This is a genomic window from Methylobacterium sp. 285MFTsu5.1, from assembly GCF_000383455.1.
Lineage (GTDB): Bacteria > Pseudomonadota > Alphaproteobacteria > Rhizobiales > Beijerinckiaceae > Methylobacterium.
The window spans coordinates 367,160-380,173 of sequence record NZ_KB911271.1 but is presented as its reverse complement, the minus strand read 5'-3'; the positions used below and the strand labels follow the sequence as shown (position 1 = coordinate 380,173).

General features: G+C 71.1%; 12 protein-coding genes. 2 read left to right on the top strand and 10 right to left on the bottom strand.

Annotated features, from left to right (window positions below; all coding sequences use genetic code 11):
• Positions 1 to 20 precede the first annotated feature (20 nt).
• The 5 genes from H288_RS0106015 to H288_RS0105995 form a co-directional block, all read right to left on the bottom strand.
• On the bottom strand, positions 21 to 1,907 hold the full coding sequence (locus tag H288_RS0106015) for an adenylate/guanylate cyclase domain-containing protein (RefSeq protein ID WP_020091687.1): 1,887 nt from the start codon (positions 1,905 to 1,907) through the stop codon (positions 21 to 23).
• A complete protein-coding gene (locus H288_RS0106010; RefSeq protein ID WP_020091686.1) occupies positions 1,904 to 2,425 on the bottom strand; it encodes a FecR domain-containing protein in 522 nt (173 codons plus the stop codon). Before H288_RS0106010 ends, H288_RS0106015 begins: the two co-directional genes overlap by 4 nt.
• 23 nt (positions 2,426 to 2,448) lie before the next feature.
• Positions 2,449 to 3,129, bottom strand: coding sequence for a Crp/Fnr family transcriptional regulator (locus H288_RS0106005; protein ID WP_020091685.1), 681 nt, complete (start codon positions 3,127 to 3,129; stop codon positions 2,449 to 2,451).
• Positions 3,130 to 3,439: 310 nt separating this feature from the next.
• Entirely contained in the window at positions 3,440 to 3,580 is a 141-nt protein-coding gene (locus H288_RS35585; protein ID WP_020091684.1) for a hypothetical protein, read from the bottom strand.
• Positions 3,581 to 3,669: 89 nt separating this feature from the next.
• A complete protein-coding gene (locus tag H288_RS0105995) occupies positions 3,670 to 4,149 on the bottom strand; it encodes a cupin domain-containing protein (protein ID WP_042675771.1) in 480 nt (159 codons plus the stop codon).
• A 233-nt stretch (positions 4,150 to 4,382) separates the two neighbouring features.
• Here H288_RS0105995 and H288_RS0105990 point away from each other — a divergent pair, with 233 nt between their 5' ends.
• Positions 4,383 to 5,813: a sensor histidine kinase gene (locus H288_RS0105990; RefSeq protein ID WP_020091682.1), complete on the top strand. Its 1,431-nt coding sequence runs from the start codon at positions 4,383 to 4,385 to the stop codon at positions 5,811 to 5,813.
• Positions 5,810 to 6,475, top strand: coding sequence for a response regulator transcription factor (locus H288_RS0105985; protein WP_026604713.1), 666 nt, complete (start codon positions 5,810 to 5,812; stop codon positions 6,473 to 6,475). The genes H288_RS0105990 and H288_RS0105985 overlap by 4 nt, the downstream gene beginning before the upstream one ends.
• A gap of 33 nt (positions 6,476 to 6,508) precedes the next feature.
• On the opposite strand, the gene gyrB is transcribed toward H288_RS0105985, so the two are convergent.
• The 5 genes from gyrB to H288_RS0105960 form a co-directional block, all read right to left on the bottom strand.
• Complete coding sequence (gene gyrB, locus H288_RS0105980; RefSeq protein WP_020091680.1) at positions 6,509 to 8,953, bottom strand: DNA topoisomerase (ATP-hydrolyzing) subunit B; 2,445 nt, start codon at positions 8,951 to 8,953, stop codon at positions 6,509 to 6,511.
• Between the two features lie 178 nt (positions 8,954 to 9,131).
• Positions 9,132 to 10,094 carry an aldo/keto reductase gene (locus H288_RS0105975; protein WP_020091679.1) on the bottom strand — a complete coding sequence of 321 codons (963 nt, stop codon included), beginning with the start codon at positions 10,092 to 10,094 and terminating at the stop codon, positions 9,132 to 9,134.
• Positions 10,095 to 10,099: 5 nt separating this feature from the next.
• Complete coding sequence (locus H288_RS0105970) at positions 10,100 to 10,744, bottom strand: MBL fold metallo-hydrolase (RefSeq protein WP_020091678.1); 645 nt, start codon at positions 10,742 to 10,744, stop codon at positions 10,100 to 10,102.
• Between the two features lie 101 nt (positions 10,745 to 10,845).
• Positions 10,846 to 11,229 (bottom strand): hypothetical protein, encoded by a 384-nt coding sequence (locus H288_RS0105965; RefSeq protein ID WP_020091677.1) that lies wholly within the window; start codon positions 11,227 to 11,229, stop codon positions 10,846 to 10,848.
• 67 nt (positions 11,230 to 11,296) lie between these two features.
• Positions 11,297 to 12,964, bottom strand: coding sequence for an alpha-amylase family protein (locus tag H288_RS0105960; RefSeq protein ID WP_020091676.1), 1,668 nt, complete (start codon positions 12,962 to 12,964; stop codon positions 11,297 to 11,299).
• Between the last annotated feature and the right edge of the window lie 50 nt (positions 12,965 to 13,014).

The following is a 13,014-nucleotide window of genomic DNA, read 5'->3' as shown; positions in this document are numbered from 1 at the left end:
CGACGCGCTCGGGGGAGCGGCTAGGACGTCGTCGCGCGCGGGTGGCGCAGCCAGACCTCAAGGGGCTGGCTGCGGCCGCGGATCGCCGCGGTCCGGCTCTCGAATCCTCCCTCCGACCGCTCGAGCCCGGCCGCCTGCGCCAGCTCGGCGCTGAGTGCCAGGCGAGCGTGGGCGTCCGCCGCGACCGCCAGCAGGCGGCTCGCCACGTTGACCGTGTCGCCCGTCGCGGTGATGTGCTGGTTGGTGTCGCTGCCGAGGCGCGAGAGGATCACCGGCCCGTAATGCGCGCCGATGCGCAGATCGAGGGCCGGCCCGGATCCGTGCAGGACCGGGCTGTCCGCGATCCAGGCGCGCGTGCGGACGATGAGTTCCTCCGCGGCCTGGACGGCGTGCGCCGCCTGGTCCGGGTCCGGATCGAGGGCGCCGAACAGGATCATGGCGCCGTCGCCCATGAAGTTCACCACGACGCCCCCGCGCAGGGTCACCGCTTCGTCGACGAGATCGTGGAACGTCTTGAGCATCGCCCGCGTCCGCGCCGGGCCGAGCTGCTCGCTCCGGCGCGTGAAGCCGGTGAGGTCGACGAACAGCACGGGGATGTCGCGCGCGATCGGCTCGGCGAGGTAACCCGGGTCGCGCGCGAGCCGCTCGGCCAGGGCGGCAGGCTGCATCCGCCGCAGCACCTGCTCGGACCGCGCCACGCGCGCGCTCTGGCGGCGCTCGAGCGTCTGGCGGCCGACCGCGCAGACCAGCGCCGGCAGTCCCACGGCCGCGAGCGGCAGGGCGGCGCTCAGCCAGATGCCGTGGGCGAACGCGACGGCGCCCGCGGCGAGCCATCCTGCCGTCGCGAGCAGGACCAGGATCAGGCCCGGGCCCGGCGGCAGCACCGCGATGGCGAGCGCGGACCCGACCGCCAGGAGGACCGAGGCCGCGGCGTCTCGCTGCCGCACGCCGGCGTCCCGGACGAGGGCGTCCCCCGTGGTGAGGTGGGCGATGCCGGTAGCGAGGAGTTCGACGCCGGGCAAGACGGGATCGAACGCGGTGGCGAAGGTGTCGCCGCCGCCGAGCGCGGTGACGCCGATCACGACGATGCCGTCCGAGAGCGCCGCGGCCGGCGCCGTCCCGTCGAGGAGGGCGGCCGCGCTCACCGTCGCGATCGTGCGTCGCGGACCGTAGGGGCGCAGCGGAAGGTGGTAGCCGAGGTCCAGCGACAGGGCGCGGTCGCCGATCTGGACGCGCCCCTTGCTGAGCACGGGGTCGTTGCGCGCCGCCAGGGCGGCCGCGCGCAGCACGAAGGACGCGGCGACGCCGTCGGCCGTGCGCACGACCAGGGGGAGATGGCGGGGTACGCCGGACGCGTCCTCGGCGACGTTGACGACACCGGACGCGACGTCTTCGCCGAGCTTCGGCGACGGCCGGTGGAGCGCGGTGGCGAACGGGATGCCGTCCTCGCTGGCGCTCCCGTCGAAGACCGCAGCCGAAGCCAGGATCGCTGTGGTCTTCCCGAGGGCGACGGCGAGCGCGCTGTCCGCCTCCGGCTGCCGCCCCGCCTCGAGGAAGAGCACGTCGACGGCGATCACGCGCGGGCGGGCCTCCGCCACCCGCTCGACGATCCGCGCCATCGTGGTCCGCGAGACCGGGAAGCCGCCTTCGCGCCGCACCGTCGCGTCGTCGACCGCCACCACGGTGAGGTTGGCGGGCGGCGTGCGCGGGCCGGCGAGCCGCAGGCGCAGGTCCGTGAGGGCGGATTCCAAACGATCGAGGGGCGTCGCGCGCCCGGTGAGATGGAGATGGCCGAGCCAGGCGCCCCAGGCGAGCGCGCCGAGCGACGCGGCGAGCAGGAAGACGCGCCGCGCCAGCCGGAAGGTCCGGTCGGGCGTCGGAGCCGCCGGCCGACCGGCCTCGCTCAACGCCCGAACCGCTCGAGCAGACTCCTGACGCGCTCCTGGGGCCAGCGCCGGACCTCCAGAGGGTCGCGGCCGTCATCGACGTCGACCCCCTCGCCCGGCCCGAGCGTGACGGCGACCTGCGGGTCGGTGCGCCGGGCGACGTCGACCCGTCCCTGGGCCACGAAGACGGAGGTGCGCGCCCGCGTCACGTCGACGGCGTAGACCGTGCCCCGCACCGAGGCCACCGCGTGGGGGGTGAGGATCTGGAAGCCGTCGCGGCGGACGCGGCGGCTCGCCGGGATGGTGACGAAGACCGCGTTGCCGCCGATCTCGGCGCCCTTGAGATGTCCGTCACCGTCGGGTCCCACAGGGCGCAGGCTGCCCGCGCGCTCGGTTTCGAGCGTCAGGCCGTCGGCGCAGTGCAGGATCCGCAAGGGCGGATCGAAGCGCGTCGTCTCCGTACATCGCGTCTGCGCTGCGGCGCTCGACGCCGCGATGGTGAGGGCGGCCGTGGCCGCCAGGCGCGCTGTCGTTCTCATGCGGTGAAGCCCTGTCGCCCCGATCATGTCTGCGCCCGCGCGCCCAGCGCGACGAGCCGGTGTGAGGCCCGCACGGTGACGCGCGCGCGGCCGAGATCGATGAGGCCCGATCTCTGCCAGTCCTGCAGGACGCGGTTCACGCTCTCCCGCGCCGCGCCGACGAAGGCCGCGAGTTCCTGCTGCGTCACCTGGATCTCGGCGCCGTAATCCTCCGACAGCATGATCAGGCGCCGGGCGAGGCGCATGTCGAGCGGCAGCAGCGTCGCCTCCTCCATGCGCGCGCTCATCCAGCGCAGGCGCTGGCACAGCAGGCCGATGATCCGGACCGCCAGGGCGGGATCGCCGTGGAGCAGTTTGAGGAAGGCCCGCCCCTCGACGACGAACAGGTCGGCCGGCTCGAGCGCCACGGCCTCGGCGGTCCGTGGATGGCCGTCGAGGAAGGCGATCTCGCCGAAGACGTCGCCCGGCCCGAGCAGGTTGAGGGTGACCGCGCGCCCGTCGTCGGAGCCGGCCCCGATCCGGATCTGCCCGCGCCGCACGGCGTAGAGGGCATCGCCCGGATCGCCCTTCTGGAAGAGGATCTCGTGTCGCGCGAGGCTGCGCGTCGTGCAGAGCCCGGCAATGGTCTCGATCGCCTCCGGACCAAGCTCAGCGAAGAACGCGTTGGCCTTCAGAAACCGAACGAGCGTGTGCGGCGTGCTCACGACTGCATCTCTCCGGCCGTCGAGCTGGGGCTTATGCGCGTGTCGAGGGCCGATTAGCAAGGCTTACACTGCGAGAGCGGAGGAAGATCATGGGCTCCGCCCGCGGGCGTGCTCACGGCGGCGACGATTGTTACAGGCCGCGCGCCCGCTCCAGCATGCCGGTGGCCCGTCCGCCGATCACCCCGCACGGCGCCTGGCTGTCGCCGGCGGCCGCGCGGGGCAGGATCGAGGCGTCGAAGACCGTCCGAACGTCGCGGCCCGCTCGGGCGGTGCAGCCCTGGAGCCGGTCGGTGACCGCGGCAGCACGGATTCAGTCCGCCCTCGCCGCGCCGGACGGGCGGAACGCCCGCGCGCTGCCGCGGGCGCGGCAGAGGTCGGCGCGGGCCGCGTTCGCCGTCACGTCGGCCGGGTGGGACAGGTCGTTCGCCTCGATGACCGGCGGCGTCGCCATATCGGCGCGCCGCGCGCGATCAGGCCTCTCGAGAGCGTCTGCGGCGGGTCGGAGCGACTGTCGCGCGCGGATCGTACCCCCGTGGACGATCACTTGTCCGAGCGCGTCTTCCTCGGATCGTCGGAGGGATTGATGTAGTCGAGCCCGAAGGGCCCTGTTCCCGAGACCTGGATCACGGCCGGGTCGCGCGTCGTCCACAGCGCGTGGGGCATCTCGGCCGGCAGATACAGGAAGGCACCCGGCCGGAGAGACTGACCCCGGCTCGCGTCGATCGTCTTCCCCATGTCGTGGACGAGTGTGCCGGACAGCAAGGTCACGCTCTCGTCGGTCGCGTGCGTGTGCGGAGCGATGACGTAGTTCGGCGGGAACCGGAGCCTGAGCGTGAACGGTCCGGGCTTGTCCGGATCGCCGGCGATGATGCTGATCTCGCTGCCCTTCGGGAGGGAGGGCGGCGCGGCGCGCCACTGGACGGCTTCGTCACCGGTGACCATGACCATCTCGCCCGCGCGCGCGTCCGGCGCGAGGCATGCGAGGAAGAGGACGAGACAGCAGCTCTGGCGCAAACGCATCGACAATCTCCAGATCGGCGCTGGGGCGAGCCCGGATCGAACCTGTCCGCTGACGCCGAGCCCACTCTACCGTCGGCGGCGCTCGCGACAGGGTCCGTCCTGTTAGACCGCGCGCCTTCGGACCCGCTACGGCAGAACGCCCGTACCGACCCGGGCAAATCGCACGACCTTGCCGGAGACCCTTCCAAGACGGTCGCGCGCTCGCGTACTCTCGGCCTTTCGGGAGAACACGGGTGACACCCTTCAGGCTCAAGCAGGTCCTGGCCGTCTGGGACGCGCGCGAGCTGGATCTCAAATGGGCCCTCGTCGGACGCATCGCGCTGATCGCGATCCTCTGCGCTGCCGGAGCGGCCGCCTACGCGATGCACGACGTCGCGGCGAAGACCCGACAGCGGAACGCCGAGACGGCCGATGAGGTGCATAAGCAGCTCCGCCTCCAGCTCCTGCGAATCGAGCGGGCAGCCGACATTCCCCAACGCTTCCCGGATTGGGAGATCATCACCCGGTACGCTCTGCAACCGGGCCAGTGCGTGCAGCTGATCCCGGCGGAGGCCGGTCCGACACGGTCGAGCTGCTTGGGCGTCGAGGCGCACGCGCGCGCCGCACCCGACTGGTTCGCGACGCTCTACCGGTTCCTCTTCTTCGCCGGATCCACCGTCAGCCTGCCGCTCGAGCATCAGGGGTCGCGGATCGGGATCGTCGAAGCGGACTTCGATCCCGACGCGGTCGTCGGGTCGGCGTGGATCGTGCTGAAGCAGGTGTCCGGCGCTCTCGCGGCCATGACCGTCGTCCTGTGCGTGCTGGTCTACGGCGCGGTGGCGCACGCGCTGCGTCCCGCCAACGAGATCCTGATCGGTATCGATCGCGTCGCGAAGGGCGACCTCGCGTGGCGTCTGCCCAGCCTCCGCCTGCGCGAGCTCCGACGCATCGCGACGGTCTTCAATCAGCTCGCCAGCCATCTCCAAGTCGCCACGCGGGAACGTGCCGAGCTCGCGCGCCGGCTGATCGATGCCCAGGAGCAGGAGCGGCGGTGGCTGTCGCTCGAACTGCACGACGACGTCGCGCAGCGTCTGACGGCGTTGAGCCTTCTCGCCCGGTCGATCCAGGAGGGCGCGCGCTCCTCGTCGCCTTCGGTCGTGGCCGAGAGTGCCGAACTCGCCACCATGGCGTCGGACGCCGTGCGCGCGCTCCGGAGCACCCTCGCCGCACTCAGGCCGCCCGAGATCGACGATCTCGGGCTGCGGGTCGCGCTCCGGAGTCTGATCGCCGCCCAGGCGCAGCGCGCCGGGGGCCGGATCCACGTCACGCTCGCGGCCGACGCGCAGGCCGATCGCCTACCCTCCGACGCGGCGGCCCATATCTACCGGATCGTCCAGGAAGGCCTCACCAACGCCGTCCGCCACGCGGCCGCGCGCACCGTCGCGATCGCGCTGAACGTCGCGGAGACCGACGGCGGCGCCGAGGTCCAGCTGATCCTCACGGACGACGGGAGCGGCGCCCCCGTGGAGGCGCTGGAGCGCCCGCATTCCGGTCTCGGCCTGCTCGGCATGCGCGATCGCGTCCACGCGCTCGGCGGGCAGATCGTGACGGAAACGGCCCCGGGCGGCGGGTTCCGCTTGCGGGTCCGCTTTCACGCCGCGCTCGCGGGCGACGAGGTGTCATGACCAAACGGCGCATACGCGTGATGCTCGTCGACGATCACGCCGTCGTGCGGGAGGGCTATCGGCGGCTCCTGGAGCGGCAGCCCGACATGGAGGTCGCCGCCGAGGCCGGGGACGGCGCGGAGGCCTATCGCGCCTACCGCATGGTGGAGCCGGACGTCGTCATAATGGACATCAGCATGCCCGGCCGCGGTGGGATCGACGCCATCCGGCAGATCCGGCAGGTGGATCCGAGCGCCCGCATCCTCGTCTTCAGCGTGCATGCCGCGGTGAGCTACGCGCTCCAGGCCATACGCGCCGGCGCCCGCGGCTACATTACCAAGAGCAGCGCTTCGGATCTCCTCATCGAAGCGGTGCGAAGCGTGTTCGCCAACAAGCTGACCCTGTGCGCGGAGATCTCGCACCTGCTGGCCGCGAGCCGGCTGGCGGAGGAGACGTCGCCGATCGACCAGCTGTCGCCTCGGGAATTCGAGATCCTGCGGATGATCCTCGACGCACGGCACACAGACGCGATCGCGGCCGATCTCAGCCTCTCGCCCAAGACCGTCGCGAACTATCACTACGCCATCAAATCGAAGCTCGGCGTCAGCTCGGACGTGGAACTCGTCTACTGCTGCATCCGGTGCGGGCTGATCGATCCCTTCGCGGTCGTCGGAGCGGACTAGAACGCGCGGGCGCGCGGCCCGCAGCGGTATGCGTCACACGTCCAGGTTCGCGACGCTCAGCGCGTTCTCCTGGATGAACTCGCGCCGGGGCTCGACCACGTCGCCCATCAGCTTCACGAACAGGTCGTCGGCATCGGTGACGTCCTTGACCTTGACCTGCAGCAGTGAGCGGACGTCGCGGTCGAGCGTGGTCTCCCAGAGCTGCTGGGCGGTCATCTCGCCGAGGCCCTTGTACCGCTGGAGCTGAAGGCCCTTGCGGCCGAAGGCCATCACGGCCTCGAAGAGCGCTACGGGCCCGTGCAGAACCGTCTCGTCGGACTTCCGCATCAGCGTGGCCGGCTCGCCGTAGATCTCCCGGAAGGCATCGGCCCGCTCGGAGAGGCGCCGGGCCTCCTGCGAGGTGATCAGGCCGGCGTCGAGGGTCGAGACCTGGCGAACGCCCCGGAGCGTCCGGCTGAGGCGATAGCCGCCCTCGAACGACTCGCCCTGCCAGCCCCGCTCGATCTCGTCGGCGATCGCGTCGAGCCGGCGGGCGGTCATGTCGGCCAGGACCTCGGCCTCACCCGCCCGCGACGCCGCCTCGGCATCGAAGGCGCCGGCCAGCACCGCCTGCTCGACCACGGAGCGGTCGTAGCGCGTGTGCAGGCCCTGCAGGATGCTCCGGAACGTCCGGGCCTCCTCGACGAGGCTCTTGAGCTGCGCCCCGGCGAATTCCGCGCCGGTGGAGAGTCGCAGGATTGCGCCGTCGGTGCCCTGGTCGATCAGGTAATCCTCGAGGGCGCGCTCGTCCTTCAGGTAGATCGCCCGGCGCCCGCGCTCGGCTTTGTAGAGCGGCGGCTGCGCGATGTAGAGGTGGCCGCGCTCGATCAGCTCCGGCATCTGCCGGAAGAAGAAGGTGAGCAGCAGAGTGCGGATGTGCGAGCCGTCCACGTCCGCGTCGGTCATGATGATGATGCGGTGGTAGCGCAACTTCTCCGGGTTGAAGCCCTCCCGGTCCGTGGAGGAGCGCCCGATCCCGGCGCCCAGCGCCGTGATCAGGGTGCCGATCTCCGCGGAGGACAGCATCCGGTCCGCGCGCACGCGCTCGACGTTGAGGATCTTGCCGCGCAGGGGCAGCACGGCCTGGAAGGTCCGGTCGCGGCCCTGCTTGGCCGAGCCGCCGGCGGAATCGCCCTCCACCAGCAGGATCTCGCACTTGGTCGGGTCGCGCTCCTGGCAGTCGGCGAGCTTGCCGGGCAGCGAGGCGATGTCGAGCGCGCCCTTGCGGGTCACGGTCTCGCGCGCCTTGCGGGCGGCCTCGCGGGCGGAGGCCGCCAGCACCACCTTGCCCATCACCGACCGCGCCTGGCTCGGATTCTCCTCGAGCCACGTGGACAGGCCCTCGTTGAGCACGTTCTCCACGGCCGGGCGCACCTCGGACGAGACGAGCTTGTCCTTGGTCTGCGACGAGAATTTGGGGTCCGGCACCTGCACCGAGATGACCGCGGTGAGCCCCTCGCGGCAATCCTCGCCGGTGAGCGAGACCTTCTCCTTCTTGGCGATGCCCGACGACTCGGCGTAGCCGGTGACCTGCCGGGTCAGGGCCGCCCGGAAGCCGGCCATGTGCGTGCCGCCGTCGCGCTGCGGGATGTTGTTGGTGAAGGGCAGGACCGTCTCGTTGAACGAGTCGTTCCACCAGAACGCGACCTCGACGCGAATTCCATCGCGCTCGGAGCTGACGACGACGGGACTCGTCATCCCGTCGATCGGCTTGCGGGAGCGGTCGAGATACCGGACGAAGGCCTCGATGCCGCCCTCGTAGTACAGCTCCTCGCGCTTCTTCTCGGCGTGGCGGGCATCGGTCAGGACGATGCGGACGCCGGAATTGAGGAAGGCGAGCTCGCGCAGGCGCTTCTCCAGCGTGCCGTAGTCGAACTCGATCATCGTGAAGGTGTCGGTCGACGGCAGGAAGGTGACTTCCGTGCCGCGCCTTCCGTTCCCGGGCCCGATGATCTCCAGGGGTGCCACGGCGTCGCCGTGGCGGAACTCCATCGCGTGCTCCTTGTCGTTGCGCCAGATGCGCAGGCGCAGCCACGACGACAGGGCGTTCACCACCGAGACGCCCACGCCGTGCAGGCCGCCGGAGACCTTGTAGGAGTTCTGGTCGAACTTACCGCCGGCATGCAGCTGGGTCATGATGACCTCGGCCGCCGAGACGCCCTCCTCCTTGTGGATGTCCACCGGGATGCCGCGCCCATTGTCGGAGACCGTGCAGGAACCGTCGGCGTTGAGCGTCACGGTGACGAGGTCGGCGTGGCCGGCCAGGGCCTCGTCGATGGCGTTGTCCACGACCTCGTACACCATGTGGTGGAGGCCGGAGCCGTCGTCGGTGTCGCCGATATACATGCCGGGCCGCTTGCGGACGGCGTCGAGGCCCTTCAGCACGCGGATGGATTCCGCGCCGTAATCGGCGGGCTCGGTCTGGGGGGTGTCGGCCATGAACTTCCTCGGCAGGCGGGCCTGATCGCGTCGGTGGCAGATGCGCCCTCGGGCGCCCGCGCCTGAACTCTCGCTTGGTCCGCCTGATATAGGGGTTCCGCGTTGAGATTGCACGATTTTACGGGTCCGCGGCGGGCCCGTCCCGTCGCTTTTGTGACGCCCGTCGCTTAACGCTGCGTTAGCCCTCGATGCCGCCCGCGCTCGCCGCATCCAGGCGGTCGATCGCCCCGGGTGCGAGCGTCAGCCGGACGGCGCCGAGCAGCTCGTCGAGCTGCGCCACGGAGGTCGCGCTCGCGATGGGCGCGGTGATGCCGGGGCGGGCGATGATCCAGGCGAGCGCGACCTGGGCCGGACTCGCGCCGTGGGCCTGCGCGACCGAATCGAGGACGTCGAGCAGCGCGAGGCCGCGGGGGTTCAGGTACTTGGCGACCCGGTTCTCCCGCGGGCGTCCCGCCGCGTCGTCGGCACTTCGGTACTTGCCGGTCAGGAAGCCGGCCGCCAGGGAGAAGTAGCCGATCACGCCGATCTGCTCGGCCCGGCAGAGCGGCTCAAGCTCGGCCTCGTAGCCGCGCTGGGCGAGGCTGTAATCGGGCTGCAAGCACTCGTAGCGCGGCAGGTCCGCGGAGGCCGAGACCGCCAGCGCCTCCGCGAGCCGGGCCGCGGTGTAGTTCGAGGCGCCGATCGCCCGGACCTTGCCGGCCGCGATCAGGCGCTCGTGCGCCCTCAGGGTCTCCTCGAGGGGCACCGCCGCGTCGTCGAGATGCGACTGGTACAGGTCGATCCGGTCGACCCCGAGGCGCCGCAGCGAGGCCTCGCAGGCCCGCTCGATATGGGCTGCCGAGAGGCCCTGGCCGGCCTCGCCCAGGTCCATGCCGACCTTGGTCGCCAGGACGATCCGGTCACGCGCGCCCGGTCGGGCCGCGAGCCACTTGCCGATCACCGTCTCGGATTCCCCGCCGACGTGGCCCGGGGCCCAGCGCGAGTAGACGTCGGCGGTGTCGATGAAGTCGAAGCCGCTCTCCACGAACCGGTCGAGGATCGCGAAGGACGCGGCCTCGTCGGCCGTCCAGCCGAAGACGTTGCCGCCGAGGCAGAACGGCGCGACCGTCAGGTCGGAGCGGCCGATGCGGCGCCTGTCCATGCGCGTCAATCCTGCAGGAAGGGGTTGGACACGCGCTCCGCGCCGAGAGTGCTGGTCGGTCCGTGGCCGGGGATGAAGGCGACGTCGTCGCCCAGCGGCAGGACCTTGTCCTTGATGGCGCGGATGAGCTGCTCGTGGTTGCCGCCGGGCAGGTCGGTGCGGCCGACCGAGCCCTTGAACACCACGTCGCCGACGAGGGCGAAGCGCGCGTCCCGGCTCACGAACACGACGCTGCCGGGCGAGTGGCCGGGGCAGTGGAGGATGTCGAAGCCGAGCCCGCCGACCGTCACGGCGTCGCCCTCGTCGAGCCACCGGTCAGGCGTGACGGGCCGGGCGGCGCCGAGGCCGTAATTGGCCGCCGTCTCGGGCAGGGAATCGAGCAGGAACTTGTCGGCCTGATGCGGGCCCTCGATCGGCACGCCGAGGCGCTCGCGCAGCTCGTCGGCGCCGGCGGCGTGGTCGACGTGCCCGTGGGTCAGCAGGATCTTCTCGACGGTGACGCCCTGCTCGCGGATCGCCGCCTCGATACGGTCGAGGTCGCCGCCGGGATCGACGACGGCGCCGACCTTGGTGGCGTCATCCCAGATCAGGGTGCAATTCTGCTGGAAGGGCGTGACCGGGATGATCCCGGCGCGTGGCGTACCTGGCATGTCGTCCCGCGTGTTGGTGGCGCCGCTCCGGACGCCCTCCGCCCCAGTTTAGCGTAGAACGCCGGTGGGCGGCACCCTGCGCGGCACCCTGCGCGGCACGCTCAGGCCGCGTCGCCCCTGGGGCGGCGCAGGCTGTCGTGAAGCGCCAGCATCTCGGCCATGCCGAGCGACCGCGAGCTCCAGCGGGTCTCCGCGGCGTTGACCTGGGTGAACCGGTCGTGGGACCGCCCGCCATAGGCGCCGAACAGGGCTCTGCCCGCCTCGACGGCACCGTCGCCGGGCGCCGTCTCGTCCGGCCGGTCGATCCGGTAGGACGGCGTCGGGGAACGGCCGGTCACGCCGATCCGCACCCAGGCGTCGCCGTGATGCTTCTGGCACATCCGCATGGTGCTCAGGACCTGGCGCAGGTAGGCCTCGCCGTCGGCGAGATCCGGCAGGACGTCCGCGATCGTCGCGTCCGGGGGATGATGCTTCGTCCGGGCCATGTCCCACCTCGCTCCGGCCTGTCCTACCGTGTCGGCCGGCCGAGGGCGAGCCGGGCCCCGGTATTCCTCACGTCGGCCGCCGCTTCAGCAGCGCGTCGAGCCCGCCGACGCGGAACCAGTGGTAGCCGTATCCCTCCAGGAACAGGCAGTGGCGGCCGTCGTCCTTCACTTCGCTGCGGGCGCCGGTGAGCAGGTCGACGAGGATGTCGTGCTCGCGATCCTCGGATCCCGACGCCATCGCGACCTCCACGGGCTCCGGCGCCAGGTTGTGGACGCACAGGATGGCATTGCCGCGCCACGCGTAGCGCAGCGCCAGGACCGACGGGCGCCCGGTCTCCATCGCAACGACGTCGCCCCAGCCGATCTCCGGCGCCTCTTTGCGCTGCCGGATCATGCTCTGCATCCAGTTGAGCAGCGAGCCCTCCTCGTGGCGCTGGTCGGCGACGTTCACGTGCGCGTAGCCGTAGGGGCCGTGGTCGATCAGGGGCAGGACGGTGCGCCGGGCCGTCGAGAAGCCGCCCTGGTGCTCGCTCGTCCACTGCATCGGCGTGCGGGCGCAGTCGCGCTCCGGCAGAGCCAGCTCGTCGCCCATGCCGATCTCGTCGCCGTAGCGCAGCACCGGCGTTCCCGGGAGGGTGAACATCAGCGAGTAGGCGAGGCGGATCCGGCGGGGATCGCCGGCCAGCATCGGCGCGAAGCGGCGGCGGATGCCGCGGTCGTAGAGCTGCATCCCCTTCTCGGGTCCGAAGGCGTCGAACACGCTCTGGCGCTGCTTGTCGGTGAGGCGTCCCAGATCGAGCTCGTCGTGGTTCCGCAGGAAGATGCCCCACTGGCAGGAGAGCGGGCGCGGCTTCGTCCGCTCGATCGCCTTGACGAGGGGCCGCGCATCGTGGGCCGCCAGGGCGTAGAAGGTCGCCTGATTGACCTGGAAGTTGAACATCATGTGCATGCGGTCGGCGTCGTCGCCGAAATAGTCGAGGTCCTGCTTCGGCAGGATGTTGGCCTCGGCCAGGATGATCGCGTCGCCCTGGCGCCACTGCAGGAACTCGCGCAGGTCGCGCAGCATCTCGAACTGCTCGCGGGGCTTGCCGCCGACATCGGCGCCCTTCTCGGCGATGACGAACGGCACCGCGTCCATGCGGAAGCCGGAGACGCCGAGCTGTATCCAGAAGCCCATGATCTTCAGGATCTCGGCCAGCACCTCCGGATTGGCGGTGTTGAGATCGGGCTGGAAGTTGAAGAAGCGGTGGAAGTACCAGGCCTTGGCCTTCGTGTCGTAGGTCCAGGTCGTCTCTTGCACGCCCGGGAAGACCATGCCCTCGTCAGCGCTCGCGGGGCGCTCCTTCGACCAGACGTACCAGTCGCGGTAGGGCGATTTGGGGTCGGACCGGGCCGACTGGAACCACGGGTGCTGGTCCGAGGTGTGGTTGACGACGAGGTCGATGAGGACACGCAGGCCCCGCTGCTTGGCGGCGTGCGTGAAGGCGACGAAGTCCCCGAGCGAGCCGTAATCCGGATCGACGCCGTAATAGTCGGCGATGTCGTAGCCGCCGTCCTTCTTGGGCGAGGGCTGGAACGGCATCAGCCAGACCGCGGTGGCGCCCAGGCCCTGGATGTAGTCCAGCCGGCGTTCAAGCCCGGCGAAGTCGCCGATGCCGTCGCCGTTGGCGTCCATGAACGTGCCGACGGACAAGCAGTAGATGATCGCGTTCTTATACCACAGGTCGTTGATCATGGGCCCCCCGGCATCGTCTCGCCTCACGAACGTGGGAGCCGGCCAAAGCG